The sequence below is a fragment of the Dictyobacter halimunensis genome, from assembly GCF_036245075.1.
Genome location: NZ_BSRI01000001.1, coordinates 580,134 through 605,446 on the forward strand (window position 1 = coordinate 580,134; position 25,313 = coordinate 605,446).

A 25,313-nucleotide genomic window follows, 5' to 3' on the forward strand; every position below is an offset into this window, starting at 1 on the left:
ATTTACCTTATATAGAGTAAATGTGCGGAAAGTAAATCCTCTTCCCTCTGTCTCTTTTCAAGAGGTTAGAAAAAAGGGGTCCAGTTGATTACGTGGTGAATGCTGGCTAACTACGACAGCCAGAGAACAGGGGTACACTCACTATGAATATCGCCGGGCATAAATATTTTTTTCTCTATTCATAGGGTTTATATCGTTTAGTGGGGTTTTGTCGTGTTTGTATTTTTATCTATTGTAAGATAGTATACTTTTGATTGCAGCCACGTAATAAATCAGAACAATTACCCAGCTTTACCTACTCTACTATGCCAGAAAGTCAGCACATCTCAAAAGGTAATTGAGAGGAAGGATAAAAGAGCCGTGATACGTAACATGCTCTTCAAAATTTATTTCTTTCTCCTTTCATGCTTAATCGTAATGTTGGCTATCGGATTAACGCTCCCTATAGGGGGGACAACCGCGCAGGCCTTCTCTCACGCGAACTCGCCTCAGTCTACAAATACAGCATTGCAAGATCCCCGGGAATTGGAGGCATTTCTGGATGGCGTTTTCAAGACGCAATTAGTAGAAAATCATATTCCGGGCGCGACTGTTGCTGTAGTAAAGGATGGTCGTCTATTACTTTCCAAAGGCTACGGCTACGCCGACCTTAAACACGACAAACGTGTAGATGCCGCGACCTCACTTTTTCCTGTTGCCTCGGTGAGCAAGCTATTCACCTGGACGGCGGTGATGCAGCTTATGGAGCAGCATAAACTAGATCTACACACTGATGTGAATCAATACCTCAAAACATTTCATATTCCAGCTACCTACCCTCAACCGATCACGCTAGAATCTTTACTGACTCATACCGCCGGCTTTGAAGACAGGGATGATGGTGGGATGATACCAACACCCCGGCAATTGCAGCCACTGGGAACATGGTTGGCCAACCATATCCCGGCGCGGGTACGTCCTCCGGGGAAACTGGCGTCCTACTCTAACTATGGAGCGGCCCTGGCGGGATACATTGTAGAGCTGGTGTCAGGCATACCCTTTGATCAGTATATTGAAACTAATCTATATAAACCATTGAACATGCGGCACAGCACGTTTCGCCAGCCTGTCCCGGCACAAATGCAGGCGGACATCTCTCAAGGATATGCGTTTATTGACGGATGGTATCGCAGCACACCCCCCAAATATTTTCAGGTCGCACCTGCTGTTTCTATGTATACAACCGCAACTGATATCGCCAACTTTATGATCGCGCAGCTTCAAAATGGTCGCTTTGGCGATCAGCGTATCTTGCAGGATGCAACCGCCCAGCAGATGCATGAGCAACACTTTACCTCGGATCCGCATATTCCTGGGCTGGCCTATGGCTTTGAGGTGCAACGCATCAATGGTCAGCGTTTGCTTCAACATGGAGGTGATATTCCATCCTTCCACTCATTACTGAACCTGTTGCCCGACCACAACGTAGGGGTATTCGTTTCCTATAACAGCGATGGAGGATCAGCTGCCAGAACCACCCTTTTGCAGGCATTCATGAACCACTACTATCCAGTTCCGCGAGCTACCATCCCCCCTTCTCTGCCTGGCTTTGCCGAACGCGCCAGTAAGGAGAGCGGCATCTACTGGTCACTGCGCCGTCCCTATACCACCTACGAGAAGATCATGATCTTGCTCGAACCAGGCATCGCCGTCAATGTCATCAATGCCGGGTATGGTCATTTGTTGATTAGTGGCGGTGGGGGAAGCATACTCAACGTGGTAGAGGTGTCGCCCGGGGTCTATCAGCAAATGGGCGCGCAACAGCAAGTTATCTTTCAACAGAGGCAGGATGGAACCGTTATGTTTATAGGTAATAGCCTGCAATCCTATGGCAAAATGGCCTGGTACGACTCGCGCGGTTTTCACGTGCTATTGATTCTGGCATGTCTGCTGATTTTTCTTTCCGCGCTCCTGCTATGGCCTGTCCGCCTCCTCCGCACGTCCAGATTAAAGCGTTCTGGCGAGATTATCAAGAAAAACACCGTTCCCCAGACAGCATACTGGCTGGCAGGGACCGTATGTGCGATAAATGTGATCGTTCCAATTTATCTGGTATGGAGCATTGCAAGCCACAAAAATCCTGCTCTTGTATTACCTGTCATATTGGCGCTCGGCATCATCTCCGCAATCCTGACCGGAATTGTCATTCTATTCACAACACAGGTATGGAGAAACCGCTTCTGGATCTGGCCACAACGCATTCACTATATCCTGGTGGTTCTAGCTGCTCTCGCGTTTGTCTGGGAACTGGCCTACTGGAATCTCCTGGGATAGTACACATACATACTATCCTTGTCTTATATGGGTACACAAGCGCCCCTACTCAGGCGTCCGATGACGCAGCCATAACAAAAGTTGTTGCTGTTGGTGCATGGGGCGCAAATGCGCCCCATGCACCAACAGCAACAAGATCCCATAAGCACCGTAGGTGTGAAAGTCCAGGCATGCCACAGGCGATTGAGAAGAAGTCTCTACTGTGCTATCCATACCTTCACATCAATAGTGGCCGAGCCACCCTCACCCATATTGTCACCCGTGGCAATATATTTGCCGTTGGGAGACCAGGCCATGGAACGGATAGGATTGGCGTTCCCCGTATAGGTATAGAGAAGCGCGTCTTTATGCGCGTCGAGCAATAAAACCCCATCACCAGCAGCGGCTACCACCTTTCCGTCTGGCGACCAGGCGACAGCCGATAAGTGTGAATTCATACTCGCGCTGTATTTCAAAGCATGTGCTCCATCAAGAGCGTCAAAAATCTCGATCGAGCCAGATGAATAACCAACCAGCAACCGTTCATCCCCTTTCGTAGGTGACCAGGCGAGTGAAGCGGCATCGCGTGAGTCCGGAGCATTGCGTGTATAAATGTTTTTGCCCGTGGCCGCATCCCATACACGCACCGTGCTATCGTAGGCAGAAGAGGCGATATATTTACCATCTGGTGACCAGACTACGCGAGCCACCTGGTCGATATGACCCGTCAAGGTCATTGTTTGCCCGGTTGACAGATTCCAGATCACCATACTCGAGGTTCCGTTGGGAAAAGGACTGGCTGCAACGATTTGTTTACCATCTGGTGACCAGGCAAAATCATAAATGAATGTGCCGCCACTCATGCGCTGATAGCTGCCAAGGTAAGAACTTACACTCATCTGTTGTAGATTATGTATTGACGCGATGGATGACACCCCTGGATAGGTCAAGGTCTGTGCAATAGCCTTCGTGGTGGGATCCCAGATCTGGATCTGCCCGCCTTTTATCGATGCGACATACTTGCCATCCGGCGACCAGTGTACCGCCAGGATGCTTCCACCTCCTCCACTGGTGTATGGCTGGAAGGAGACAAAATGATTACCTGTGGTGGCATCCCATACATCAACACTCTCGCTGGTACTGGCGATACGCTGGCTATCGGGGAACCAGGCCAGCGCATAAATGCTATCTGGTATCTGGTCATGCTGTTTCGCATCCCAGGTGTAAACATTTTTCCCCACATCCTTACTCAATGTAACCTTTGAATTGGTGACGGTAGGTTTGAAACCGGGCGTTGCGGTTACCGCCGGATGTGGATGCGCGATACCCGCACCCACATGTGTTGTTGTCTTTGCCTGACGCGCGCTATTCACGTTATTCAACAACAGTATCATACTGCCCACAACCATAATAGCAATGCATGCCGCAGCCAGAGACCCTAACCGACTCAACAGAGTAGGCCGCTTCTCGGGTACCTGGTTCTTCTTTATGTCTATATGAAGTATCGTGCTATTCCTCTCGTTCCGGGGCGAAACGCGCCCCAACCTCTTCTCTGCGGCAACCACTTTGATGCGTTGCCAGGCATCCTGCAACGATTGTGCATCTTCATCGCTCGTAGCACGAGGAGCCCCCTGGCGATACATCAGTTGTAGATCCGCAACCAGCCTGTCGTTAGCGCTACCTTCTGGACCCATCAATCGCAAAGGCTCGTTGGTACTGACAGGCATATGTTGCTCAACCTGCTCATCCACACTTTCCGGCGTAAATTCATCGTTATGATCTGTCATCGTGCTATACCTTAGTGCCTTTCGTAGATAGCTCGTAAGAAATTGAGGGTGCGCGAGAGGATCATGCGCACATTCCCTTCTCGTTTTCCTACCATCCTGGCAATGTCCGCGCAACGTAATCCGTTCACAAAACGCAGATGTAACACCTTCTGCTGGATCTCCGGCAGTCCTTGCACATGCATCAGTAAGCGTGCGTACTCGTCGCTACGTTCCGCCAACCATTCAGGAGCCAGTTCATCGTCATCAAGCAGGATATCCGTCACTTCCTCTAGCGTCACGACAGTATGTCGCCTGCGTGCCACCTGACGATAGTAGTCCGCGACTTTGTTGTGGGCGACGCGCCAGAGCCATTGTCGCTGCCGTTCGGGTTCGAATGCACGTAATGCCTGGTTCTCCATAGCCGCGACAAAGATGTCCACCAGGATATCTTCCGCGTCCTCTCGTAGTGGCAGATGCAAACATAGATAGGTAATAAGCGTCTGCGCGTGCTGTTGATAGAGGAGCGCTATGGTCGAATCTATATTCTCATCCAGGTATAACTGTTGCCGCATATCTGATTCCTACATTTTATGATTGAGGTTCATGCATAAACACTTCAATTATCACCATCGTGAATTTGCCTGAAACGTCACAACTCTAGCCTCTCAGGCATCAAAATAGGCACAAAACAAAAACAGTATCTTATTATCTGGAGAAGTAAACATGCTTTTGCTAGAAAGGTGCGTCTCATCAACATGATTGGTATGGTTGATCTACAGGAAGCCTGGAATCTTCCACCTGTTCGTGCGACCTGGACGCCAGATAGCGGGACCATTCATAGCACAGTTTTGCTCAAAACCGACCATGGAAACTATGCTCTACGGGCGTATCGCTATAGTAATGAGAAACGGTGGAAAATCGAAGGCGAGCACGCCATAATCGCACATGTACAACAGCATGGTCTGCCAGCCATAGCTCCCCTGCCATTACCCAACGGCGAGACGATCCTTAACCATGATGGTGCGTTCTATGCGCTCTTTCCGTTTGCCCCTGGACAACAGGTGCCACGCCATAAACTGAACACCGGCAAGGCAATCGCAATGGGGAAAACCCTGAGTCAACTCCACCAGGCTCTGCGTGACTATCATCCACAGCATGCTCGCACTATTTCATTCGATGTCGATCGCGAAGCTACCGTGGCTAAGATAGATCAGATCGAGGCAGCTATCCTGTCTCAACCAGAACTGGACGCCCTGGATAAGCAATCCTTACAAAGGCTGGCGCAGCGACGAGACAGACTAATGGTATCACAACCAGAAGACATATCCATCCTGTCGGCACTCGATCACCAGGTTACCCATGGAGATTACCAGGAAAGCAATCTATTTTTTGAAGGGGATAGTGTCAGCGCTATTATCGATTGGGACCAGACCCTTTTCGCTCCTCGCGCATGGGAAGTCATCCGCGTTTTCCACTATGTATTCAAGTTTCAGGCGCAAGGCTGCTGCGCCTTCCTGGATGCCTACAGCAGTATCATGCCGCTACCACTTGTAGACCTGGAAAAGACGGCAACCATCTATGCCTGGATACGCGAGCACGATCTCTGGTTGTACGAAGAGCTCTATCTGCACAGAAATCAGCGTGTTCGCGTCTTTGTCGCCCCGGGCAGATTTGTCCCCTTGATACACAGGTGGGAAGAGCTACAGCCAGCACTTTCTTCGTTGTAAGCGATGCCGCACATTACAAATCTAGCCATGTTCAAAAGAGGACATCCGCACTCAAGCATGTTCTCGATAAGTGCGGATGTCCTCTTTCAGCAGGCAACCATGCGCGCATAGTTTAGACGTTCATTGATTACTGCTTGCTCAATGACTCCCTGGTCGCGAGCTCCTTTGAAAAGAGGGAGCTCATGTTCGGGAAGGCTTGCTTGCGTCCAACCAGGCGGCTGATAACAGGGATCTTCATCAATACAATGCTGCTGATATAGGAACATACCACAACCGTACTCCAGAGGGTGAGGACGCGCAATTGGGCGGGCCATGCCTGGGGAATCAGGTAAGAATAGTTCATGGTCAGACTGATAAACAGGGCATGGATCAGATAGACTCCGAAGGTCGCGTTAGAGAGAAGCTGCCACCCTTTATATCCGCGTGGCTTGCCATCCGCCCTTTTTTTGCTGGCCAACAGGTACGCGCCATAACAAATGAAGATGGTCAGGACAGCGTCATAAACCCCTACAATCGGCTGCAGGAAGTTTGTCGCCCTGGCATACGATTCATGCCCGACCATTATCTGTATATAGAAATGGAGCACTGTGATGGCACAGGCAACCACCATCAACGCGATAATACTCTTACCATACCGCGTCAGAAATGCTCTGATCTGCGTTTGATACAGCGCGGCGAATCCTCCCATCACGAAGTAGAACTCATACAGAATAATGTAGCGATCATGATAAGAGGCGATCTGGGACCACAAGCCGCTCAGATTCCATTTTCCGCCCGGCTGTACATAACTATAATCAACATAAAGTACGATCATTTGTATAGCAAAGCTGATGCTCAATACAAGCCAGGGATGGTTTTTGACCTTTTGCACAAACCACAAAAAGAGAGGAAAGATGATGTAAAACTGAATCGTCAACAGAATAAAGTAGAGCTGATACGATGCATCACCCAGCAACATACTGCGTAGCGATGTCCAGGTAAAGGCTTCTAACGTAGCCGGATGCCAGTTAACCCAGACATATATACATGTCCAGAAACAGTAGGGGAGCAGAATACCAAGGCTACGCTTCTTCCAGAAGGTACGTCCAGAAAAAGGTTTACCTGCGTAGACATAAACCAATGCGAAGGCCGTGACAAAGGCGAAGACCGCACGCGCATGCGCCAGGGTCAGCAACGCATATTGGGGCAATAAGAACGACAATCTGGTCGAAAAGACTTTTGTAAAGAAGAGAACGTGCACAGTAATCACAAGTACCGCTGTCAGAGCTCTTACGATATCTAATTCATAGATATGGGGTCGCGTAGACTTCTTTGGCGCGGTAACTCCCTGCTCAACCGACCGCTCTATCTGGGGCGCTAACTGCATAATTATTTTCCTCACATGTAATATTTTTGAGGTATGTACCAGGTGAGTTAAGCGGCCTTTGTCCGCATATGCCCCTCAATTCACCTTGAAACAAGCCGCATTATTGGATGAGGTATATTCTGCGTGAGAAGACTGAAGAATTCGCGACCACAGCTGAAAAATTGCTGAAAATTATGGTTGAGGCTGATAACCATACCGGGGGAGAATAGAGGATAGGAGCTCACATAAGCTCAAATTGCCACAGAGAGAACTTCTCTCATAGAAAAAAAAGCTCCGCTCTGTGGCAAACTCGCAATCAGGACTTTTAGGCCAGATCGACTGGTAAGGTTTCAAGACCCAGAAAGGTAGGATTCTTACGCCAGTGGGGCCGGTAATCCGCCATCAGATGGATGGATGGGAAGCGATCGATGATCAGTGGGAGGATGACCTGGGCCTCCAGCCGCGCCAGCGGTGCGCCAAGGCAGTAGTGGGGTCCCAGGCCAAAGGCGATATGTTTATTGTCTTTGCGTGTGATGTCGAACCGATCGGGATCGTTAAAGACCTGGGGATCGCGGTTGGCCATGCCGAGCAGGAGCATGATACTCTGATCCTCACCGATATGCTGTCCGGCGATGTCCAGTTCCTGTCTGGTATGACGACCGGTAATCTGCGATGGGCTCTCGTAGCGCAGGATCTCTTCTACCGCGCTATCGGCCAGTTCGGGTCTTTGGCGCAGCAGTTCCAACTGATCTGGATGAGTGAGCAGCGTATAGAGGCCATTGCCAAGCAGATTGGTTGTTGTCTCATTGCCGGCCGCCAACAAGAGATAAATATTGGCGATCAATTCATCCTCGCTCAGCTTGTCTCCCTGCGACTCGGCGGCGATCAAGGCGCTCAGCAGATCACCTTTCGGCTGGCGTCTCCGCTCCTCAAGATGAGGCCGGATATAGGCGTTAAACTCCATGGCCGCCCCGGCCATGCGAAAGAACACTTCAATGGTATCGGTCGGCTTGCCCAGAAAGTCTGCCCCGGCATCGCTCCACTGCTTGATCTGGCCCAGAGAATCATAGGGCATGCCGATCAAAGCAGCGATCACCATGATAGGCAGTGGAATAGCCACGTCGCGAATAAAATCAGGATGCTCCTGCTGGCCCATCTGATCCAGTAAATCACGGGTCAGGCGCTCAATCAGTGGACGCTGAAGCTCAATCATGCGCGGCGTAAATGCCTTGTTGACCAGCAGACGCAGACGCGCATGATCGGGATCATCACGCGACATCATAATCTTATTCGCCTGCCGCAGTAATGGATTATCGGCATCCAGATTGTCGCGGATCTCGGACGGCAACTGTTTCAGGACCGATGGTAGCTGCTCTGAAGAGAGGTGTGCGTCGCGCAACGCTTCCCGCGCATCACTATAGCGGGTAAAGATCCAGCGCTGCAACTTTTCACTGTAAACAACCTGGTGTTCGGTCTGCACCTGACGAAATATTGCATAGCGCCGCTGCATCACCTCTTCGTCGAGCAGTAGCAGCCGCTCAAGCGCATCAATATAATCTACATCCATAGATAAAGACCACCTCGCTTTTATATCATCTTTGATCGCGTGTCCGCTTAAATACACAGCCGTTCAAATTATACCTCATCCAGGGTATCTATTAAGAGAACGCGGGAACCAGCCACTCGTCCTTCTAGCAATCCGACGATATTCTTATCTGTCTGGTAGAACACGTTCAAAGTGTGAGGCATATCATTCAATTCATGCACAAATTCAGTTATACTATTACTGAACCATATGATATGTTCAAATAAGGTGCGCTATGAAAAACTATATGAAAACATTCTTTATATCCTCTATCATTATGATGGTGCTTATTGGCACCACCCTGTTCGTAATTGTTCATCCTTTCGCCGCTCAGGCAACTTCAAAGACGACGAAGCCTGTGAGCGCGGGTACCACCATCGCGGCGCCGCATACAGACGGTAAAAAACCGTCATCCACAGCAACCGTGATGGCTCAGCCTACCCCGACGATCCAGGCCGCGCCAACACCTACCCCGACTATTCAGCCGACGTCGACGCCGGTTGTGGCAGAAGTACAATGGAACAACGCCCCCATCACAGAATATACAACGAGCGCCACCAATGTACGCAGCACCCCTTATACCAGCGGCGCCATCGTCTCAACGCTGAATGCCGGGGCCCAGGTAACAGTATATGGAACGATCGCGGGCGAAACCATCAATGATAATGCAAGCTGGTATCGCGTTTCGGATCAGAACAGCACGCCACAATACATCTATAGTGCTCTGCTTACCACTGATAAGCCGGCCCCCGTTGTCAATACAGGAGGAAGCGATGCCAACTGTGCCATCACATCCGAAAAAACGGTGGATGTCAATCTAAGCGCCCAGTGGGCCACCTTCTGTGCTAATGGGCAGATGGCTAACAGTTTTCCCATTACCAGCGGGCAACCCGATCTTCCTACACCGACTGGCACCTATCACGTGTTCGATAAGTTGAGCCCCACCACCTTCTATTCGCCCTGGCCGGTAGGATCTCCGTATTACTACGAGCCGACCCACATCAACTACGCGCTGGAGTTTCAAGAAGGTGGCTACTTTCTGCACGATGCATGGTGGAGGAGCACCTTTGGTCCCGGCACCAATGTTCCCCATACCGATCCTCAGTATGGAGACATGACCGGAACACATGGCTGCGTCGTCATGACCATCGATCAGGCGGCATGGCTCTATAACTGGGCACCCATTGGAACGACCGTCTATATCCATTATTAGAGGTAAAATCGGCCACAAGGGCCGAACTTACGCCGAAGGGCGTTGTTCGCGTATCCAGACGCGCATCTCGCCGGGCTGGCGATTATCCCAGGAATAATAAGGGATGGCGGTTAAAGGCGTTTCCTGCATCTGCGGAAGACTGGTGGTGTAAAGCAGACCATCCCAGGCTGCCCGGTTTGGAACTATGGCCGTACCATGCAGGGCAACCACACCATCCAGCAGATCTGGATGGAATGTAGCCTGCAGTGGCAGGCTCGACGGTAATTCCAGCTCTCCCAGTGGAACGGATGCGTGATCTACCCCTTCCAGGCAATAAACGATGGGGCCACGCTGCAAGGCGACGAAGCCCCGGTCGGCTGCTACAGCGGGATGGGCGTAGACGCGCTGAATGTCCATGGGCAGTTCCAGTTCGATCACGTCGCCCGCCTGCCAGGTACGCTCGATATCGACATAGCCCTTCTTCAGGTTGGTCGCGACATCTACCTCCGTCCCATTTACGCGTACCGCAGGCTCTTGACACCAGCCGGGGATGCGCAGCTTGACGGTAAACGCAGCTGGCTGGTCCAGCTGCTCAATAGCAAGGCGTACCGCGCCATCCCAGGGATAATTGGTGCTTTGCTGTATGGTCAGTGCCTGTCCCGCTACCTGCAGTCGCGCCTGCCCGCTGGCATACAGGTGCACAACCAGCTCAGAAGGTCCCTGAGAATAGACATACTGTCCCAGGGAGGCTAGCAAACGAGCGATATTGGGCGGACAGCAGGCACAGCCGAACCACTCGTAACGGTGAGCATTGCCGGAGCTGGCCAGGGGATTGACATAAAAGAACTTCTTGCCATCCAGCGAGATGCCGCTCAGCACACCATTGTAGAGGGTGCGTTCAAGCACATCGGCGTAGCGACCATCGCAATCCAGGTGCAGCATACGATGCGCCCAGAATACAAGGCCCACCGCGGCACAGGTCTCGGCATACGCGGCCTCATTGGGTAGATCATAATCGCTGGTAAAACCCTCGTTGGAGAGTGAGGAGCCGATACCACCGGTCAGATACATACGTTTCGTCGTCAGATGCTGCCAGAGCCGCTCACAGGCTTGAGCCAGGCTCTCATCCCCGACTTCGCGGGCCAGGTCTGCCATCGCGCAGTAGAGGTACATCGCCCGCACCGCGTGACCCACGACTTCGGGCTGCTCCCTCACCGGTAGATGCGACTGAGTATACTCACGAAACTTTGCCTGTTCCTGTTCGCGTTCGGGAAATATAGCGCCGAAAAAGCCCGGGGTACCACGCTCCTGCGCCTCCTGCTCAAAGTAATACGGCTGACGACCGCGCTCATCCACAAAATACTGGCTCAGACGCAAATATTTCTCGTCACCGGTGACACGATACAGCTTGACCAGCGCCAGCTCGATCTCCTCGTGTCCACAATAGCCTCGCTTCTGACCGGATTCGCGTCCAAACACAGTCGCGATATAATCAGCGTAGCGGCGCACAACATCCAGCAACTGCCGCTTGCCGGTGGCCTGAAAATGGGCGACACCGGCCTCGATCAGGTGACCCGCGCAATACAGTTCGTGGGCGTCGCGCAGATCGGTCCAGCGGCGTCCCGGTTCAACAACGGTGAAATAGACATTGAGATAGCCATCGGGCTGCTGCGCACCGACCAGCAGGTCTACCACCTGATCGACCAGTCCATCGAGGTCGGGATCTGGATGCATAGCCAGGCTATAGCTGGCGGCCTCCAACCATTTGGCGACATCGGACTCCCAGAAGATATGCGGAACCGGCTCCTGGCCCGGCTTCCAATCCAATCGCAGTGCATCAATGCGTCCCGTCTCTTTACACTGCTGGTATTCAAAAGGAATCGTCTGCTCGCGCACCAGCTTGATACGCGGTGCCCAGAAGGTATCAGTAAAATGAACTTCATTAAATGCTACAGGATCAAGCCTGCTCTGGCTGTCCTCATGAATCATAGCTGAGCTCCCTTTTTCTATAAGAGTAGATCTGACACTCGTCATAGTAGGGCACGTAAGCGCTCCCACACGCGCGCCCGCTGTGCGCCCGCACTAGTATTATATATTGATGCATTGAGCGCGCGGATGCGCGCTCGATGCATCAATATATAATACCCCCTTGAACACCGCGGGTACGAGGCAGATAAGACAAAAATCTTACAGGCAAGCGGTAATGGTACTTTATACTATACAATAGGAGGGAATATTCTAATAGCAACATGATTTCGCCCGTTAACGGCGCGAAAATATCGCTTGCCTGCTCTAATATGCGTCAAGAAGGATGAAAGAAGACGGTTCCGCTGCAACGTAAATGTATGTGTAAAGTGAGCATAGATAGCAGGCGTATTAGAAGCCGAAGATTGGAGCGTTCGGCCATCAAGGGACAATAATCGAGGGAGGAGATAAATATGAATTCATTTGATCAGCTCGCACAGGAGATTTTTCGTCAGAAACAGCACATGGAGGCATTGCAGGCGGAGAACGCCGAGCTTCATCGCCAGATCAGCGATATTCAGGATGGGCGCGGTGTATTCGTCATGGTTGGCGATCAGCGTTACTCGCTGCGCTCCTTGCGTGAAGCTGCCGCTGGCGGCGATAACAACGATCGATTCCGCACAAACTACTAAGTGCTAAGAAACCTGGTAGATAATATAACTGCCAGATAAAAGCCAGCTATTTTGTCTCCTCTGATTACAAAGAGCAGCAACAAAATAGCTGGCTTTTTCGTATCGATTTAAAGGTTATTGGTTCACGACCTGAATGGCAATTTTACCTGCGATGCCGCCCTGCTCCAGCAACCGCTGGGCCTGCGCCACCTGACTCAGCGGCAATGTTTGCGCTACGATTGGTTTCAATTGACCGCGTTCAATCAGATTCCGCAGATAGTCAAGTTTATAGCGCTCTCGCTGCAGGAAGAGGTAGTGAAGGGTGATATTCTTCATAAAACCCATATAAGTATTGCCGGCAATATCTACCACGCTTACTATGCGGCCATACATCTTTGTAGCAGGAATGCTATTGGCCACCGTCTCACCACCGACCGTATCAAAGACCACATCCACGCCTTGTCCACCAGTCTCACGTGAGATAATGTCAACGAAATTCTCCGTCTTGTAATCGATGACCCGGTGCGCGCCCAACCGCTTCGCCAGCTCGGCATTTTTCGCGCTACAGGTAGTATAGACATAAGCACCGGCTGCCCGTGCGATCTGGACCGCCATCGAACCAACGCCGCCTGTGCCGCCATGAATAAGCACCGTCTCCCCTACCTTCAACTGTGCCCGGGTAATCAGCGCATCCCAGGCTGTACCACCGGCCAGCGGTACGCAGGCCGCCTCTATATGAGACAGATTTTTGGGCTTGTGGGCTACGATAGCTTCCCTGGCCACATGGTACTCGGCGTAGCTACCACCCCGACCTGGGATCTCAGGTGTATAATAAACCTCATCACCGACCTTAAAATCCTTCACCGCAGATCCCACCTGCTCAACCACACCCGAGACATCATAACCAATGACGGCAGGAGGCTTTACACCAGCCCATGAACCCGACTGACGAATTTTATAGTCAACGGGATTGATAGATGAGGCATAGACGCGCACCAATACTTCATCCGCTTCAGGAGTTGGCTTCGCTAGCTCCTGCTCGGCAAATACCTCAGGTCCACCAAAATCCTTAATAATCATTGCTTTCATACTATAACTCTCTTTTCATGTTTGCTAAAAAAAACTGCACCCCAGAGGGGCACAGTCATCGTGCTGTTTCTCTATTATTGATCGGCAAACTCCGTCAAGTGGATAGAGCGTGCCGGAGCTACTAACTGATACGTAAGGCGGCGTGCTTTTGTAGACACAGACCAATCATATATAGAGTAGCACCTTGCATATTGAGTTACTTGCTATGCGCAATAAATTAACCTTCGTGCCAATTTACACAGCTTATATAATGAGCTTATTCATCGAGATCATCTTCGTTATTGAATGCACTCCAACGTGTCTGGAGCATATGAACATCAGCGACGGTCAGGCCGGCGCGCTGGCAGCGCTGCGCAAAGAGTTGGTCGTAGCGCCCATCGGGACTGGCATGGGCCAGTTCGAGGTCGTGAAAGGATTGCAAGAGCACCTCTTCATTTTGAGCAAAGGTGGCATAGTTGCCCGCCGTGCCACCTGCATTGACCGCAAAGCGACGACAGGCCGCCAGTATGCGAATGCAGCGCGCTTCATCCTCGCGCAAGGCGGCTAACTTATCAGATCCGGCATCATCAGTGGTCATATCTCGGCACTCCTCCTGCTTACTCTTTACCTCTGCATTATCTATGCGTCCCACTCCTCATACAGAAAAAGCTAGCGAGAGCATAGCAGATCAATCAGCGTTGATGATAGTATGGCATATAGTTGATTGGTGTGAAACAGTTCATAGCCCGACCAATCATTACAGATTATCACCAACATACATCTACATGCTTACATTCAAATACGCATACATCAACTGGCTGGCACGCGGATAATGCAAAGCCTCCAGAGATAGATACGGACAGCGGCAAACAATATATATTTATGCATGCCGCGCATAACAAAAGGGAAAATAATGAAGAAATATACGCAAGAGGCGGGTTGGCTAGAGGATGGACAGATGAATCGGCGCAGCTTTCTTTCACTGTGTGCCATGGGCAGTCTCCCTGTATTATTAGGCGCCTGCCAATCACAGCCCGGCGCCAACACGACCACTACGCCCCGAGCCGCAACCGCTACACCCCGGGCCACATCCACTCCCACAGCTAAACCTACACCTACCAGACCACCTGTGCTCGGCGAAGCCGACTGGTCCAACCTGGGCAAGAGTCTACAGGGTACGCTGATACGCCCAAACAATCCGCAATATGCGACCGCACACCAGCTCTTTGATCCGCAATTTGATGGCATCAAACCAGCAGGTGTAGCCTATTGTGCCTCACCCAAAGATGTGCAGAACTGCCTGTCCTTCGTGAGCCGCTTTAACCTGCCGGTAACCGCCCGCTCCGGTGGCCACTCGTATGGGGGATATTCAACCACGACCGGATTGCTGCTCGATGTCAGTCGCATGAATGTCATTACCGTAGACAGCGGAAGTGGAAACGCCACCATCGGCAGTGGAGCCAAGCTGATCGATGTTTATGCAACCCTCGCTCAGAAGGGACGTGTCATCCCGGCCGGCTCGTGTCCGACCGTGGGCGTGGCTGGTCTGACCCTGGGAGGCGGCGTAGGCGTGCTCGGACGCAAGTTTGGCCTGACCTGCGACAATCTGGTTTCAGCGCAGGTCGTTTTGGCCGACGGACGCATCGTTACCTGCAATGCCAATCAAAACGCCGACCTCTTCTGGGCCCTGCGTGGCGGTGGTGGTGGCAACTTCGGCGTCGTTACCTCATTCACCTTCCAAACCCACCCGGTCGACTCGCTGGCGATCTTTACCCTTGGCTGGAGCTGGAGCGATGCTACCGCCGTGGTCAACTCCTGGCAGAACTGGGCTCCGCAGGCACCTGATGAACTGTGGTCCAACTGCCTGCTCCTCAACACTGTTGATAAAAGCGGCACCCCAAGGGTATTAGTCAACGGCGTCTACGTTGGAGGCGTCGATGCCCTTAACCAGCAATTGCAGAACCTGATCAACAAGCTAGGGATAGCCCCCACCACCCGTTACGCCTCCAATTCTGGACTATTGGATACCATGCTCTATGAAGCAGGCTGTTCCAACAAAACTGTCAGCCAGTGCCGCCTGCCCAGCCAGAGTCCTCAGGGGCAGATTGAACGCGACTCGTACGCGGCCAAATCAGACTACATCGCGAAACCGCTGTCCACTCAGGCAATCAACTCGCTGGTCAACGCCATCACGCAATATCAGCAATCGTCCACCCCTGGCACGGGAGGGATCGGCATGGATGCACATGGGGGCGCGATCAATCGCGTAGCTTCGGACGCCACGGCATTTGCCCACCGCAACATGCTCTTCTCGATCCAATATAACGCCAACTGGGATGTCGGCGCCTCCGATACGGTCATCGCGCAGAACCGCGCCTGGCTCAGCAATACCTGGCAATCCATGCGCGGCTACGCCTCTGGCTCGGCCTATCAGAATTATATCGATCCATCCCTATCCAACTGGCAGCAAGCATACTACGGAACCAACCTGGCGCGGCTCCAGCAGGTCAAAGCCACCTACGATCCCAAAAATCTTTTCCACTTCAAGCAAAGCATTCCGTTGCCTCACTAATAAACAAACAGGGTAGCTTCTGTACTCGAGGGGCTACCCTGTTCCACTTTTACGCAGCCTCCCACATCCCGAACATGCTTGACTCTCCACTAACCTGAGGGTGTATGCTCTACCAGAAGGCCCGATCAAGAACTCAATTGGGTACAAAAACTAAACCCTGAGGAAAAACAAATGAAGCGAGAAGATGATGCTCAAAATTGGTGAATTTGCGCGGCTCGGCCAGGTATCAGTCGCGACGCTACGCCACTATGATTCCTGTGGCTTACTCAAGCCATCGATGCTCGATGCAGATACAGGCTATCGCTACTATACACTGGAGCAGCTACCGCGCCTGAACAGAATTCTGGCACTCAAGGACCTTGGCTTTCCATTAGAGCAGATCGCTTGCTTACTCGCTGGAGATCTCTCGTTGGAGCAGTTGCGTGTCCTCTTTGAGCGCAAACAGGCAAGCGTTCAGCAGGTGATCGAGGCGGAGCAGGCACGCCTGACACGCATCGCTGCTCGCATACGTCAGCTTGAAAAGGAGGAGATAATGCCAGATTACGAGGTAGTAATCAAATATGCGGAGCCGTTACTTGTTGCCTCAGCGCGTGACAGACGATTACCAGGAGGACATGAAAAAGGCCGACTATATCAAGTCGTAATTGCATACCTGGATCAGCAAAGAGCATCCTATCTATTGCCAGAGCTAGTAATATGGCACTCGCGCCACCAACAATATGATGGTGAGATATTCGTCGATTTAGAGGTTGCTATCCCTCTGCGCCAGCCAGTAGTCGGCAATGAACAGGTCAAGATTCAAACACTGTCCGGCAGTCTGGTAGCCAGCACCATCCACAAAGGCAATGATCTAGCCCTGGGTAAGGCTTTTATCACGATGCACCATTGGATAGAGGAAAATGGATATCGTCACATAGGACCGGTACGCCAGCGACCGCTACAACATGATCCTCAGATGCAGCCAGCCAATTTTATCGTTGAACTACAATTTCCTATCTCACGAACAAATACTATAACAACGGAGCCGCCTGCAGCATATAAGCGTATAATTTAGCGCCAAAACCGAAAAAGAGGAACTGCTAAGAGCAGTTCCTCAAACTTACCTATAAAGTATACCTGAAAATAGGCGAAAAATCAAGCTTTTTTGCGTGCAATTTATCAGCCAATGTATAACCACATTCAATCCCTTTCTTTCCTCCTCTCCTCTTCAAAAAAGGTAGTCATACCTGGCGAAATTTTGCTCTCTGACAGTACATTCCTTCTTTACTGTCTGCTCGAGCTGCGGGATTAATTTAGTTGCTCTATTCAGCTCATTCAAAGCATCTATTATATTATATTCTCATACAATTAATATTTGCACAATAAGTTTCTTTTTACATTTAAAATGATATAGAAAGAGGCCCTTCATTTGATTATTTCACAATGACTAAATTTCTGGGAGGGATATCTGCATGAAGAAAACACTACATCGTAGTATGCTCCTGGCTGTGGTAACCATGCTGATGCTCATCATGTCTGGAACAACTAGCCACGTCACGCACACGCTGGCGGTTGGTCATCGGACACAGAAAGCATTCCAGGTTATTCCAGGACATGTAATTCCTGTACTACAGCATGGAAACCACATCTCCCCAACGGATCCTGGAAATATACTTCACCTCGCGGTAAGCTTGAAGCTGTATAACTCAGATAATCTGAAGTCATTACTTGCGGCACAATATCAGCCCCATTCACCATTCTATCGAGCCTTCTTAACCTCCCAACAATTCACCAACGAGTTTGGTCCCACATCTGACGCAGTAGACAGGGTGGTGCAATTTAACGTCGATAAAGACAGTTATCCACAGAACAATTTCACTATGGATACCATCGGCATCTTAATTCCACCACGGTCCTGATTAGATCGTCTCTTTTCCAGAAGCCATGGCACCTTCGCATATATTGTGCGGCTGCCATGGCTTTTCCTCTTACCCGCTAAGGCATGTCCCGGACATCTTGGATGCCAGAATTGACTGGCAAGCAACCCATCAGCCAATACGAAAGATGCTGACATAGCCAGCATGCACAATTGAGTAATTAGAAGTGGGAGGGAGACGGCAATGAAACCAGTAAACAGCAAGTCCTTTGATTATGCGCAAGATTTCAAGCAGATAGACTTCCGGATGCACCCTGAGTTATATCAAGTTGGCCGAGGTGAACAGGGAGTCCTACTGGTCGAGCCGTATAAATCAGAGATTCTGCCCCACTGGCGCTTCAAAACTCCCCAGGACGCCCGGCAGTCAGCTGACAAAATATATCAGCTCTTTCTGGATTACAAGCAGAAGAACGATTTTGTGGGCATGGATATGGCAAGAAAATTTCTACAGATGGGGTATACGCGCTCACGTCGCTATGCCAATCACCATAGTGGACGCAAATATCAGGCCAATCCACAAAAAGAAGAAACAGGCCAAAAAGTCAAGGAGGCAAGAAAGCGTGTTCTTCCACGCATGCATGATGATGAAAAAGCAGAGTCGGCGCGCATCTTTTATGCAATCTACTTGCAGGCAAAAAACGATGCCGACTATCAGCGCTTAAAGAAACACCATCAACAAACGCATGAAAAGAAAAGGTAAGTTATGGGCCATCCCGAACTTTTGCAAAAGTTCGGGATGGCCCATAGATATCTATTCGCTACCTGTACTCGAACCGCCACTGGAAGAAAGCGAACCCATTTGCTTATACACGCTTAACCAATCGGTCGCGATCTTGGTCTGGGCGGTACGCAGATCCATTTTGCCGCTACACACCTGGCTGTGCAGGTAGTTTTCCACTGCATCTTTCTGGTGGAAGCCTGGTTTGGGCGATGCGGCCTCCGGCCACAGGTTGGCGATATCGTTGGAACCGCCCAGTTCCAGGCTGATAAGGTGATCTACCTCGTACTGGCCGGTGGTGTGATGGGTGATGCCATATTCGGAATAGGCTTCATTCTTGACACTTACAGGCACATTGCGGACAGATTTAGAGTATCCTGATTTACAGATTTGTTTGGCGGTAGCATTGGGGAAAATCGCGCCGGGCGTGCATTGCTTATCCTGCAATCCTCCCTGCGCCTGGCATCCAGAGGTCTTGCTCCGATGTCCAATGTCAGGTACCTGGGCAGAATTTCCACCGCTCGAACTACTCCCACTCGAACTGCTCCCATTCGAGCTATTTCCATTGGAAGACGACCCATTACTAGAGCTGGATGCGCCCCCATTCCCAACGGAAACGGTACAACCCGCCAGCAAAAAAGCCAGCGCGATCATACCTACAATATATAGCATGCTTTTTTTCATATAACTTCTACCTCAATAAGACCCGATTAGCCCGCTGTAGCTCAACAGTAATAATAACACAACCTTATCACGTACATATATTACGAATCAGGACGATTTTTAGATTTTTTGGGCATGTTCTCCCTATCGGGCCTATCCGTCTCATTCACCATTTGGGGCAGCTTTTATTTTATAGTGGAAAATTCACCCATCAATCATGAAAATATTTGCGCAGAAATAATGCTGAGCTTGACTTGCCACAAATTCACCAATATAATTTTTATGTTACCTATACTTCTATTATATATCCAGGCACAAACCATCAATAAAAACAAGCAAGTTCAATCCTGTCGCTGCCAGCTCTATTGAGTGATTTATGTAAAAATCCATTCAATCTTTATTTGACAGGATGAGCCTCAAAGCCAGAGGAGAATTGCCTTGAAATTCAAACGTTTGCTCATTGGATGCTTTTTATGCGGCATTGTTTGTTTGAGCGCTGTACTCACTCCAGCCGCAGCGTTCGCAGCACCAATGCCTACCCACGCCTCCAAGACCCCATCAGACACGCTTACGATCGCGCAAAAAGCACAGCTTTACGCGATCGCTCACCACACCTGGCAGTTTTTTGACGCCGACGCCGATCCTACGACCCATCTGCCAATGGATAATATCGGCTTCGATGGCGCACCGGCCCGAGGAACTTATACCTCGCCAACCAATATTGGCGTCGCCTTCTGGAGCATCGTCAACGCTCAGGATCTTGGCTTTGTCAATAAAGTCGATGCACTCAAACGCGCCAATGCGCTGCTTAGCGAGGTTGAAAAGCTCAGTAAGTGGCACGGCTTTCTCTTTAGCTGGTATGACACCACCAACGGACATCGCATCTCGGGTCCAGGTGGTACTGATCAGGAAGGACAACCAGCCACCGGAGCCTTTATCTCAACCGTGGACAGCGCATGGTATGCGACCGGGCTGATCGCCGTCAGAAACGTTTTTCCGGCCCTGGCCCCCAGAGCCACGGCGCTACTCAGTGCGATGGACTTTGGTATCTTCTATGATAATGGAGATCAGAGCCAGAGCGATACCGCCGGGCAGATGTATGGCGGCTACAACGCTGACCAGGGACCGGCCACCTTCCACTACGGCATGCTCAACGCGGAGACGCGTATCGCGGCATATATCGGCATCGGTACCCATCGTATGCCCGGTGATGTCTGGTGGCGCACCTGGCGTACATTGCCCGCCAACTTTGATTGGCAGGGGCAGACGCCACAGGGCTACAATGCCACCTATAACGATCCACAATCAGGCAAGCCATTTACGGTCTTCGAGGGTCACTACACAACGAACGGCATCAACTTCGTACCCAGCTGGGGCGGGAGTATGTTCGAGGGGTTGATGAATAATCTGGTCATCCCCGAGACCTCGTGGGGACCACATAGCTTTGGTCTCAACGATCAGCTTTATGCCAGGGCACAGCAGGCCTATGCCACGCAGACTCTACACTATCCAGTCTGGGGACTCTCTCCAGCCAGCACCCCGGATGATACCGGAAATTACGATGCCTATGGCGCACGCAACATGGCATCCAATAAAAACTGCTGCCCCTACGACGAAACGGCTGTCACGCCCCATGCCTCGTTCCTGACGTTAACCGTTACGCCACAGGAGGCATTCAAAAACATTCAGCAGTTAAGACAGCGCTATCCCGGTATCTACAGCCGCTACGGCTTCTATGACAGCGTCAATCCAGTCACTGGACAGGTCGGACACCGCTACTTGGTGCTGGACCAGGCCATGATCCTGTCCGCTCTCGATAACGCCCTGCTCAACAATCGTATGCAGAGCCACTTCGCCAACGATCCCATCATTGCCGCGAACAAACCCTATCTCTCTCAAGAGAAATTCTCGCTGCCGTAAACATACGGCATCTTCAAACTCGATAGGCCGCGTGATACACATGTGTCTGTGTATCACGCGGCTATTTATATACCTCGGTGAGACTTCCATTGGATCTGTGGTAAGATGGATGGTGAAAATTAACTTCTAAGGTAAAGAGAGATGAGCAGATCTTCAGAACAGTTCCCACATCAGGCAACCACTACATCTTTTCACAGGCTGGCTTACGGCAGTAATCCTTTCCAGTATAGTGAACTGTATGTACCGGAGGGACCTGGACCGCACCCAGTGGTAGAGTTGATACATGGCGGCTTCTGGCGCAAGGCATACGATCTGACGCTGATGCAGGGTCTCGCTCAGAATCTGGTCGCGCAGGGTATCGCCGCCTGGAACATCGAATACCGGCGCATCGGCAATCCCGGTGGCGCCTGGCCAGGCACGTTTCTGGATGTCGCAGCCGCCACAGATTACCTGAACAAGTTGGACTCAAGCTATCACCTGGATATACGGCGCGTCGTTGCTGTAGGCCACTCCGCTGGGGGACACCTGGCCTGCTGGCTAGCTTGCCGCCACCTGTTACCTTCCGACAGCGAAATCAATACCAGCCAGACGCCGTTAAGATTAAGAGGGGTCGTCAGCCAGGCGGGTGTCGTTGATCTGGAGCAGGCATGGCAACTTCGGCTCAGCCAGAATGTGGTACAAGAATTACTACAGGGCAGTCCATCAGAACAACCTGCACGCTACGCACAGGCGTCACCAGCAGCCTTGCTGCCATCAGGTATCCCTCAGATACTGGTCCATGGTAGCGTTGATGACATTGTGCCCGTCAGTATTAGCCGGAGCTACGCTCACAAAGCCAGTGCGACCGGAGATAACGTTCAGCTATTGGAATTACCAGAGGCCGACCACTTTATACTGATCGATCCTAACTCAGAAGCCTGGCAGCTCACCGTCAAAGGGATCAAACGCCTGTTGGGTTAACATGACAGGCCTACGTATCCGCAACCCTTGACAAAACCCGGCCGCGATTGTACCATATAAACATGACGTTAACGTAACATTCGAGGTTGAACAATGAATGACCGCATGCGTATAGGTGATCTAACAGAGCGGGCAGGGGTAACCCCACGTACCGTTCGCTATTACGAGAGCATTGGACTGCTCCCTCCCGGTGAGCGTGAAGGGCATGGCCAGCACTACTACAGCGAGGAAACACTTGCCCGCCTGCGGAAGATTGACCAGTTAAAGAAGCTAGGGCTCAGCCTGGATGAGATCCGTGATGTCATCGACCTGTACTTCACTGATCCCAGCGGGATACAGCCCAAGCAGAAGGTTCTGGACATCTTGCGCCAACACCTGGCTGAAGCGAATCAGAAGATTGGCGCGCTCCAGCAATTTCGCGCTGAACTACAGGGCAACATCGAACGCTTCGAGCGCTGGTTAGAGGAACAGGAACAACGTTAGTCCTTTTTTGCCCTGAACATGACGTTAACGTCAACTTTGACACTCTACCCATTCAGGAGAAGTAATCAAGGGGAAGGAGAATCTCACTGGCTTTTCAAGCAGGCTTTTTTTTAACAGAACATGACGTTAACGTTATGTTTTTGGGATCTGCACAACATTCAAACAAAAGGAGCGATCAAGATGAGCGAAACGATCGGATTTATTGGGCTTGGACAACTGGGGCTACCGATAGCAACCAATCTCCTCAACACAGGATATTCTCTCCACGTCTACAATCGCACCGCGAGTAAAGCGGAATCACTGGTTGCTCAAGGAGCGAAACTGATGGACCGACCAGCTGATGCCGTGACGTCCGGGGGGATCGTTGTGACCCTTGTGTGGGATGATGCGGCACTGGAAAGCGTCGTTATGAGCGCTGGTTTTTTAGAGCAGTTGGGGCCAGGTAGCATCCACATCGCGATGAGCACCGTCTTGCCTGAAACGTCAAAGAAGTTGGCGGCCATCCATGCTAAACATGGCTGTGCCTATGTCGAGGCACCTATCTTCGGCAGACCTGAGGCAGCCCTCGCTCGACAGCTCTGGATTCCCTTTACTGGCCCTCAAAGCACCAAAGAACGCGTTCGGCCGATCCTGGAGGCGATGGGAGCGCAGGGGATCTTCGACTTTGGTGAAGAGGCCGGCGCGGCAAATATTGTCAAGATCGCTGGCAACTTCCTGATTGTTTCAGCGGGACGCTCGATAAGCGAAGCGCTCACGATGGTTGGGAAGAACGGGGTCGATCCAAAGGCAGTCATTGACATGCTGACAAGCACGCTGTTCAGCGCCCCCATCTATCAAAGCTATGGCAAAAGGATTGCCGAGAAGTCGCCTCCTTTCCAGAGCCCGATCCCGCTGAAGGACATTGGTCTCTTCAAGAGAACAGCGCAGCAGGTGGAAGAGCCCACCCCCATTGCCAATACCTTGCACGATCTCTTGCAAAACTAGTCTTGCTGGTATGGGCGCGATCCGGGAAATGCGAGCGGGCCGCGCCCATACTTGCTTGCGATCTGGAATCCACACATATCAATAAAAAAGAAACTGCAGGTAAGTATATTCAAGCAATCCCCCGACATTGATGGCGATCGAGAGCAGGATAATTCCCCACTCGTACCAGCGCAACCTGGCATGGAAGCCCATCACTGCCAGGACAAAGGCCAGCGGCAGGATATCGACGAAAAAGCGATAGCCGAACTGAAACCAGCCCGTGTTGAAGTATAGTAAATGGGCGATCAGGGGTAAAATAGCGCCTGCCAGCAAGCTCCAGGCCAGATAGCTTCGGGAACGCACCACAAAGGTACGCACCATGCTATAGAGCGCCGGCATGGTCCAGAAAATGCCTGTGCCAACCGGAGTAAAGCGTACAAATGGCGGCCCACGCATAGGTAGGGGCGGCTGAATCAGCATATAGTAAAAATTCGTTGCCAGGAAATGCAAACTAAACTGTCCATATTGATGCAGATCATCAGCCACACGTGGATTCACGTTCATGCTCAGATAGCCAAAGTCCAGCCAGGAACCAAAACGCACCAGGTTGTAGAACAGCATCCCTACAACAAAAAGGGCCAGCACCACGCTAAACGTAGCGCACTTCTTCAATATAAGCCAGGTGTGGTGTCGTTCCTGCAGAAAGATCAACAGGAGATAGCAGGGAAAGATCAGTAACGCGGTACTCCGCGAGAACGCGGCCAGGCCAAGCCAGAAAGCCGCCAGCCAGCCACGACGCTTACCCAGCAGTTCTAATACATGCAGCAAAAGGAAGGTGGTCGCGACAACATGGGCCAGAAACCAGACGCTCGCCTGCATAGAAACGTATAGCAGTTCGGTGCCAAATACGAAAAAAACCAGCAGCCAGACCACACTGGAGAAAGAGAGCTTCACTACCTCCTGCTTGACCAGTCGGCGTAATACCAGAAATGCGAGCATGATATTGACGATACCAAATGTAAACTCAACGCCCACCGACATAGCAAATTGATGGCTGTAGTGAAAGATCGCAACCAATGGTAGAAAAAAGACCGCTGGCAACGGTGGAAACGCCACGTACCAGTGTCCATGCCAGAATGTATAATCACCCGCATCGTGGGGAGGAGGCGCATCTACATAGAGATGGCCCTGTAGCCAACCATTGGCCAGATAAATAAAATGCTGCCCTGAATACCCCTCTGGTGCAATAGTGAAGCTGATAGAGGGGGCCGCTTCCTGCGCAAAGGGATAAGAAGAGGGTACACTTGAAACGTGTACAAAATGGATGCAAAAGGTCAGTAGCGTAAAGCCGAGGCAGACCAGGATAATAAGTACAAGGGCACGCCATGAACGAAGGGAGGTTGAGGCGACGCGTTCCTCTCGAGTTGTCAAAGCAACAACATCAGGCTGGCTACCTGTCGCATCCGAACGAACCATAGCGTGCGCATTACTATCCATGCAGTCGCTCG

At 51.2% G+C, this 25,313-nt stretch carries 21 protein-coding genes; 12 read left to right on the plus strand and 9 right to left on the minus strand.

The genetic code is table 11. The features are described from left to right. Window positions 1-360 precede the first annotated feature (360 nt). On the plus strand, window positions 361-2,313 hold the full coding sequence (locus tag AABA21_RS02485; protein WP_338247378.1) for a serine hydrolase domain-containing protein: 1,953 nt from the start codon (window positions 361-363) through the stop codon (window positions 2,311-2,313). Window positions 2,314-2,510: 197 nt separating this feature from the next. On the opposite strand, the gene AABA21_RS02490 is transcribed toward AABA21_RS02485, so the two are convergent. Further along, window positions 2,511-4,079, minus strand: a complete 1,569-nt coding sequence (locus tag AABA21_RS02490) for a WD40 repeat domain-containing protein (protein ID WP_338247379.1) — start codon at window positions 4,077-4,079, stop codon at window positions 2,511-2,513. 11 nt (window positions 4,080-4,090) lie between these two features. Beyond that, window positions 4,091-4,630, minus strand: a complete 540-nt coding sequence (locus tag AABA21_RS02495; protein WP_338247380.1) for an RNA polymerase sigma factor — start codon at window positions 4,628-4,630, stop codon at window positions 4,091-4,093. Window positions 4,631-4,813: 183 nt separating this feature from the next. Between AABA21_RS02495 and AABA21_RS02500 the strand changes: the two genes are divergently transcribed. Beyond that, complete coding sequence (locus AABA21_RS02500) at window positions 4,814-5,785, plus strand: phosphotransferase enzyme family protein (RefSeq protein ID WP_338247381.1); 972 nt, start codon at window positions 4,814-4,816, stop codon at window positions 5,783-5,785. A 127-nt stretch (window positions 5,786-5,912) separates the two neighbouring features. On the opposite strand, the gene AABA21_RS02505 is transcribed toward AABA21_RS02500, so the two are convergent. Together AABA21_RS02505 and AABA21_RS02510 are read right to left on the minus strand one after the other, a co-directional pair. Continuing rightward, window positions 5,913-7,151, minus strand: a complete 1,239-nt coding sequence (locus AABA21_RS02505) for an acyltransferase (protein ID WP_338247382.1) — start codon at window positions 7,149-7,151, stop codon at window positions 5,913-5,915. 304 nt (window positions 7,152-7,455) lie between these two features. Beyond that, on the minus strand, window positions 7,456-8,697 hold the full coding sequence (locus AABA21_RS02510) for a cytochrome P450 (RefSeq protein WP_338247383.1): 1,242 nt from the start codon (window positions 8,695-8,697) through the stop codon (window positions 7,456-7,458). Between the two features lie 253 nt (window positions 8,698-8,950). Between AABA21_RS02510 and AABA21_RS02515 the strand changes: the two genes are divergently transcribed. Continuing rightward, window positions 8,951-9,928 (plus strand): L,D-transpeptidase family protein, encoded by a 978-nt coding sequence (locus tag AABA21_RS02515; RefSeq protein WP_338247384.1) that lies wholly within the window; start codon window positions 8,951-8,953, stop codon window positions 9,926-9,928. A 27-nt stretch (window positions 9,929-9,955) separates the two neighbouring features. Here AABA21_RS02515 and AABA21_RS02520 read toward each other — a convergent pair whose 3' ends face one another. Further along, window positions 9,956-11,896: a glycoside hydrolase family 127 protein gene (locus tag AABA21_RS02520; RefSeq protein WP_338247385.1), complete on the minus strand. Its 1,941-nt coding sequence runs from the start codon at window positions 11,894-11,896 to the stop codon at window positions 9,956-9,958. 449 nt (window positions 11,897-12,345) lie between these two features. Here AABA21_RS02520 and AABA21_RS02525 point away from each other — a divergent pair, with 449 nt between their 5' ends. Further along, on the plus strand, window positions 12,346-12,564 hold the full coding sequence (locus tag AABA21_RS02525) for a hypothetical protein (RefSeq protein ID WP_338247386.1): 219 nt from the start codon (window positions 12,346-12,348) through the stop codon (window positions 12,562-12,564). Window positions 12,565-12,678: 114 nt separating this feature from the next. Here the strand turns inward: AABA21_RS02525 and AABA21_RS02530 are convergent, their stop codons facing one another. Further along, complete coding sequence (locus tag AABA21_RS02530) at window positions 12,679-13,632, minus strand: zinc-dependent alcohol dehydrogenase family protein (RefSeq protein WP_338247387.1); 954 nt, start codon at window positions 13,630-13,632, stop codon at window positions 12,679-12,681. A gap of 256 nt (window positions 13,633-13,888) precedes the next feature. Then, the gene (locus AABA21_RS02535; RefSeq protein WP_338247388.1) at window positions 13,889-14,209 is read right to left on the minus strand and encodes a hypothetical protein; all 321 of its coding nucleotides are present in this window, start codon (window positions 14,207-14,209) and stop codon (window positions 13,889-13,891) included. A 315-nt stretch (window positions 14,210-14,524) separates the two neighbouring features. Here AABA21_RS02535 and AABA21_RS02540 point away from each other — a divergent pair, with 315 nt between their 5' ends. The 4 genes from AABA21_RS02540 to AABA21_RS02555 all read left to right on the plus strand — a co-directional run bounded on the left by AABA21_RS02540 (window position 14,525) and on the right by AABA21_RS02555 (window position 18,798). Beyond that, window positions 14,525-16,183, plus strand: coding sequence for an FAD-binding oxidoreductase (locus AABA21_RS02540; RefSeq protein ID WP_338247389.1), 1,659 nt, complete (start codon window positions 14,525-14,527; stop codon window positions 16,181-16,183). Window positions 16,184-16,367: 184 nt separating this feature from the next. Then, window positions 16,368-17,237, plus strand: coding sequence for a MerR family transcriptional regulator (locus AABA21_RS02545; protein WP_338247390.1), 870 nt, complete (start codon window positions 16,368-16,370; stop codon window positions 17,235-17,237). Window positions 17,238-17,634: 397 nt separating this feature from the next. Further along, a complete protein-coding gene (locus AABA21_RS02550; protein WP_338247391.1) occupies window positions 17,635-18,081 on the plus strand; it encodes a protease pro-enzyme activation domain-containing protein in 447 nt (148 codons plus the stop codon). Between the two features lie 201 nt (window positions 18,082-18,282). Next, complete coding sequence (locus AABA21_RS02555) at window positions 18,283-18,798, plus strand: DUF4385 domain-containing protein (protein ID WP_338247392.1); 516 nt, start codon at window positions 18,283-18,285, stop codon at window positions 18,796-18,798. A 51-nt stretch (window positions 18,799-18,849) separates the two neighbouring features. On the opposite strand, the gene AABA21_RS02560 is transcribed toward AABA21_RS02555, so the two are convergent. Continuing rightward, window positions 18,850-19,488: an HNH endonuclease gene (locus tag AABA21_RS02560; RefSeq protein ID WP_338247393.1), complete on the minus strand. Its 639-nt coding sequence runs from the start codon at window positions 19,486-19,488 to the stop codon at window positions 18,850-18,852. A gap of 429 nt (window positions 19,489-19,917) precedes the next feature. Between AABA21_RS02560 and AABA21_RS02565 the strand changes: the two genes are divergently transcribed. From AABA21_RS02565 to AABA21_RS02580, 4 genes are all read left to right on the plus strand, one after another. Next, window positions 19,918-21,399, plus strand: a complete 1,482-nt coding sequence (locus AABA21_RS02565) for a glucoamylase family protein (RefSeq protein ID WP_338247394.1) — start codon at window positions 19,918-19,920, stop codon at window positions 21,397-21,399. Between the two features lie 141 nt (window positions 21,400-21,540). Beyond that, complete coding sequence (locus tag AABA21_RS02570; protein ID WP_338247395.1) at window positions 21,541-22,359, plus strand: alpha/beta hydrolase family protein; 819 nt, start codon at window positions 21,541-21,543, stop codon at window positions 22,357-22,359. 93 nt (window positions 22,360-22,452) lie between these two features. Next, window positions 22,453-22,842, plus strand: coding sequence for a MerR family transcriptional regulator (locus AABA21_RS02575; RefSeq protein WP_338247396.1), 390 nt, complete (start codon window positions 22,453-22,455; stop codon window positions 22,840-22,842). Window positions 22,843-23,022: 180 nt separating this feature from the next. Further along, entirely contained in the window at window positions 23,023-23,826 is an 804-nt protein-coding gene (locus AABA21_RS02580) for an NAD(P)-dependent oxidoreductase (protein WP_338247397.1), read from the plus strand. 78 nt (window positions 23,827-23,904) lie between these two features. On the opposite strand, the gene AABA21_RS02585 is transcribed toward AABA21_RS02580, so the two are convergent. Next, complete coding sequence (locus AABA21_RS02585) at window positions 23,905-25,281, minus strand: hypothetical protein (RefSeq protein WP_338247399.1); 1,377 nt, start codon at window positions 25,279-25,281, stop codon at window positions 23,905-23,907. Window positions 25,282-25,313: the final 32 nt, after the last annotated feature.

Bases quoted from the DNA above. Each gene is read 5' to 3' on its own strand.
- AABA21_RS02575 (WP_338247396.1), top strand. From the start codon at position 22,453: ATGAATGACCGCATGCGTATAGGTGATCTAACAGAGCGGGCAGGGGTA.
- AABA21_RS02560 (WP_338247393.1), bottom strand. From the start codon at position 19,488: ATGCTATATATTGTAGGTATGATCGCGCTGGCTTTTTTGCTGGCGGGT.
- AABA21_RS02535 (WP_338247388.1), bottom strand. From the start codon at position 14,209: ATGACCACTGATGATGCCGGATCTGATAAGTTAGCCGCCTTGCGCGAG.
- AABA21_RS02555 (WP_338247392.1), top strand. From the start codon at position 18,283: ATGAAACCAGTAAACAGCAAGTCCTTTGATTATGCGCAAGATTTCAAG.
- AABA21_RS02490 (WP_338247379.1), bottom strand. From the start codon at position 4,079: ATGACAGATCATAACGATGAATTTACGCCGGAAAGTGTGGATGAGCAG.
- AABA21_RS02515 (WP_338247384.1), top strand. From the start codon at position 8,951: ATGAAAAACTATATGAAAACATTCTTTATATCCTCTATCATTATGATG.
- AABA21_RS02540 (WP_338247389.1), top strand. From the start codon at position 14,525: ATGAAGAAATATACGCAAGAGGCGGGTTGGCTAGAGGATGGACAGATG.
- AABA21_RS02585 (WP_338247399.1), bottom strand. From the start codon at position 25,281: ATGGTTCGTTCGGATGCGACAGGTAGCCAGCCTGATGTTGTTGCTTTG.
- AABA21_RS02550 (WP_338247391.1), top strand. From the start codon at position 17,635: ATGAAGAAAACACTACATCGTAGTATGCTCCTGGCTGTGGTAACCATG.
- AABA21_RS02495 (WP_338247380.1), bottom strand. From the start codon at position 4,630: ATGCGGCAACAGTTATACCTGGATGAGAATATAGATTCGACCATAGCG.
- AABA21_RS02570 (WP_338247395.1), top strand. From the start codon at position 21,541: ATGAGCAGATCTTCAGAACAGTTCCCACATCAGGCAACCACTACATCT.
- AABA21_RS02510 (WP_338247383.1), bottom strand. From the start codon at position 8,697: ATGGATGTAGATTATATTGATGCGCTTGAGCGGCTGCTACTGCTCGAC.
- AABA21_RS02545 (WP_338247390.1), top strand. From the start codon at position 16,368: ATGATGCTCAAAATTGGTGAATTTGCGCGGCTCGGCCAGGTATCAGTC.
- AABA21_RS02520 (WP_338247385.1), bottom strand. From the start codon at position 11,896: ATGATTCATGAGGACAGCCAGAGCAGGCTTGATCCTGTAGCATTTAAT.
- AABA21_RS02530 (WP_338247387.1), bottom strand. From the start codon at position 13,632: ATGAAAGCAATGATTATTAAGGATTTTGGTGGACCTGAGGTATTTGCC.
- AABA21_RS02580 (WP_338247397.1), top strand. From the start codon at position 23,023: ATGAGCGAAACGATCGGATTTATTGGGCTTGGACAACTGGGGCTACCG.
- AABA21_RS02505 (WP_338247382.1), bottom strand. From the start codon at position 7,151: ATGCAGTTAGCGCCCCAGATAGAGCGGTCGGTTGAGCAGGGAGTTACC.
- AABA21_RS02500 (WP_338247381.1), top strand. From the start codon at position 4,814: ATGATTGGTATGGTTGATCTACAGGAAGCCTGGAATCTTCCACCTGTT.
- AABA21_RS02525 (WP_338247386.1), top strand. From the start codon at position 12,346: ATGAATTCATTTGATCAGCTCGCACAGGAGATTTTTCGTCAGAAACAG.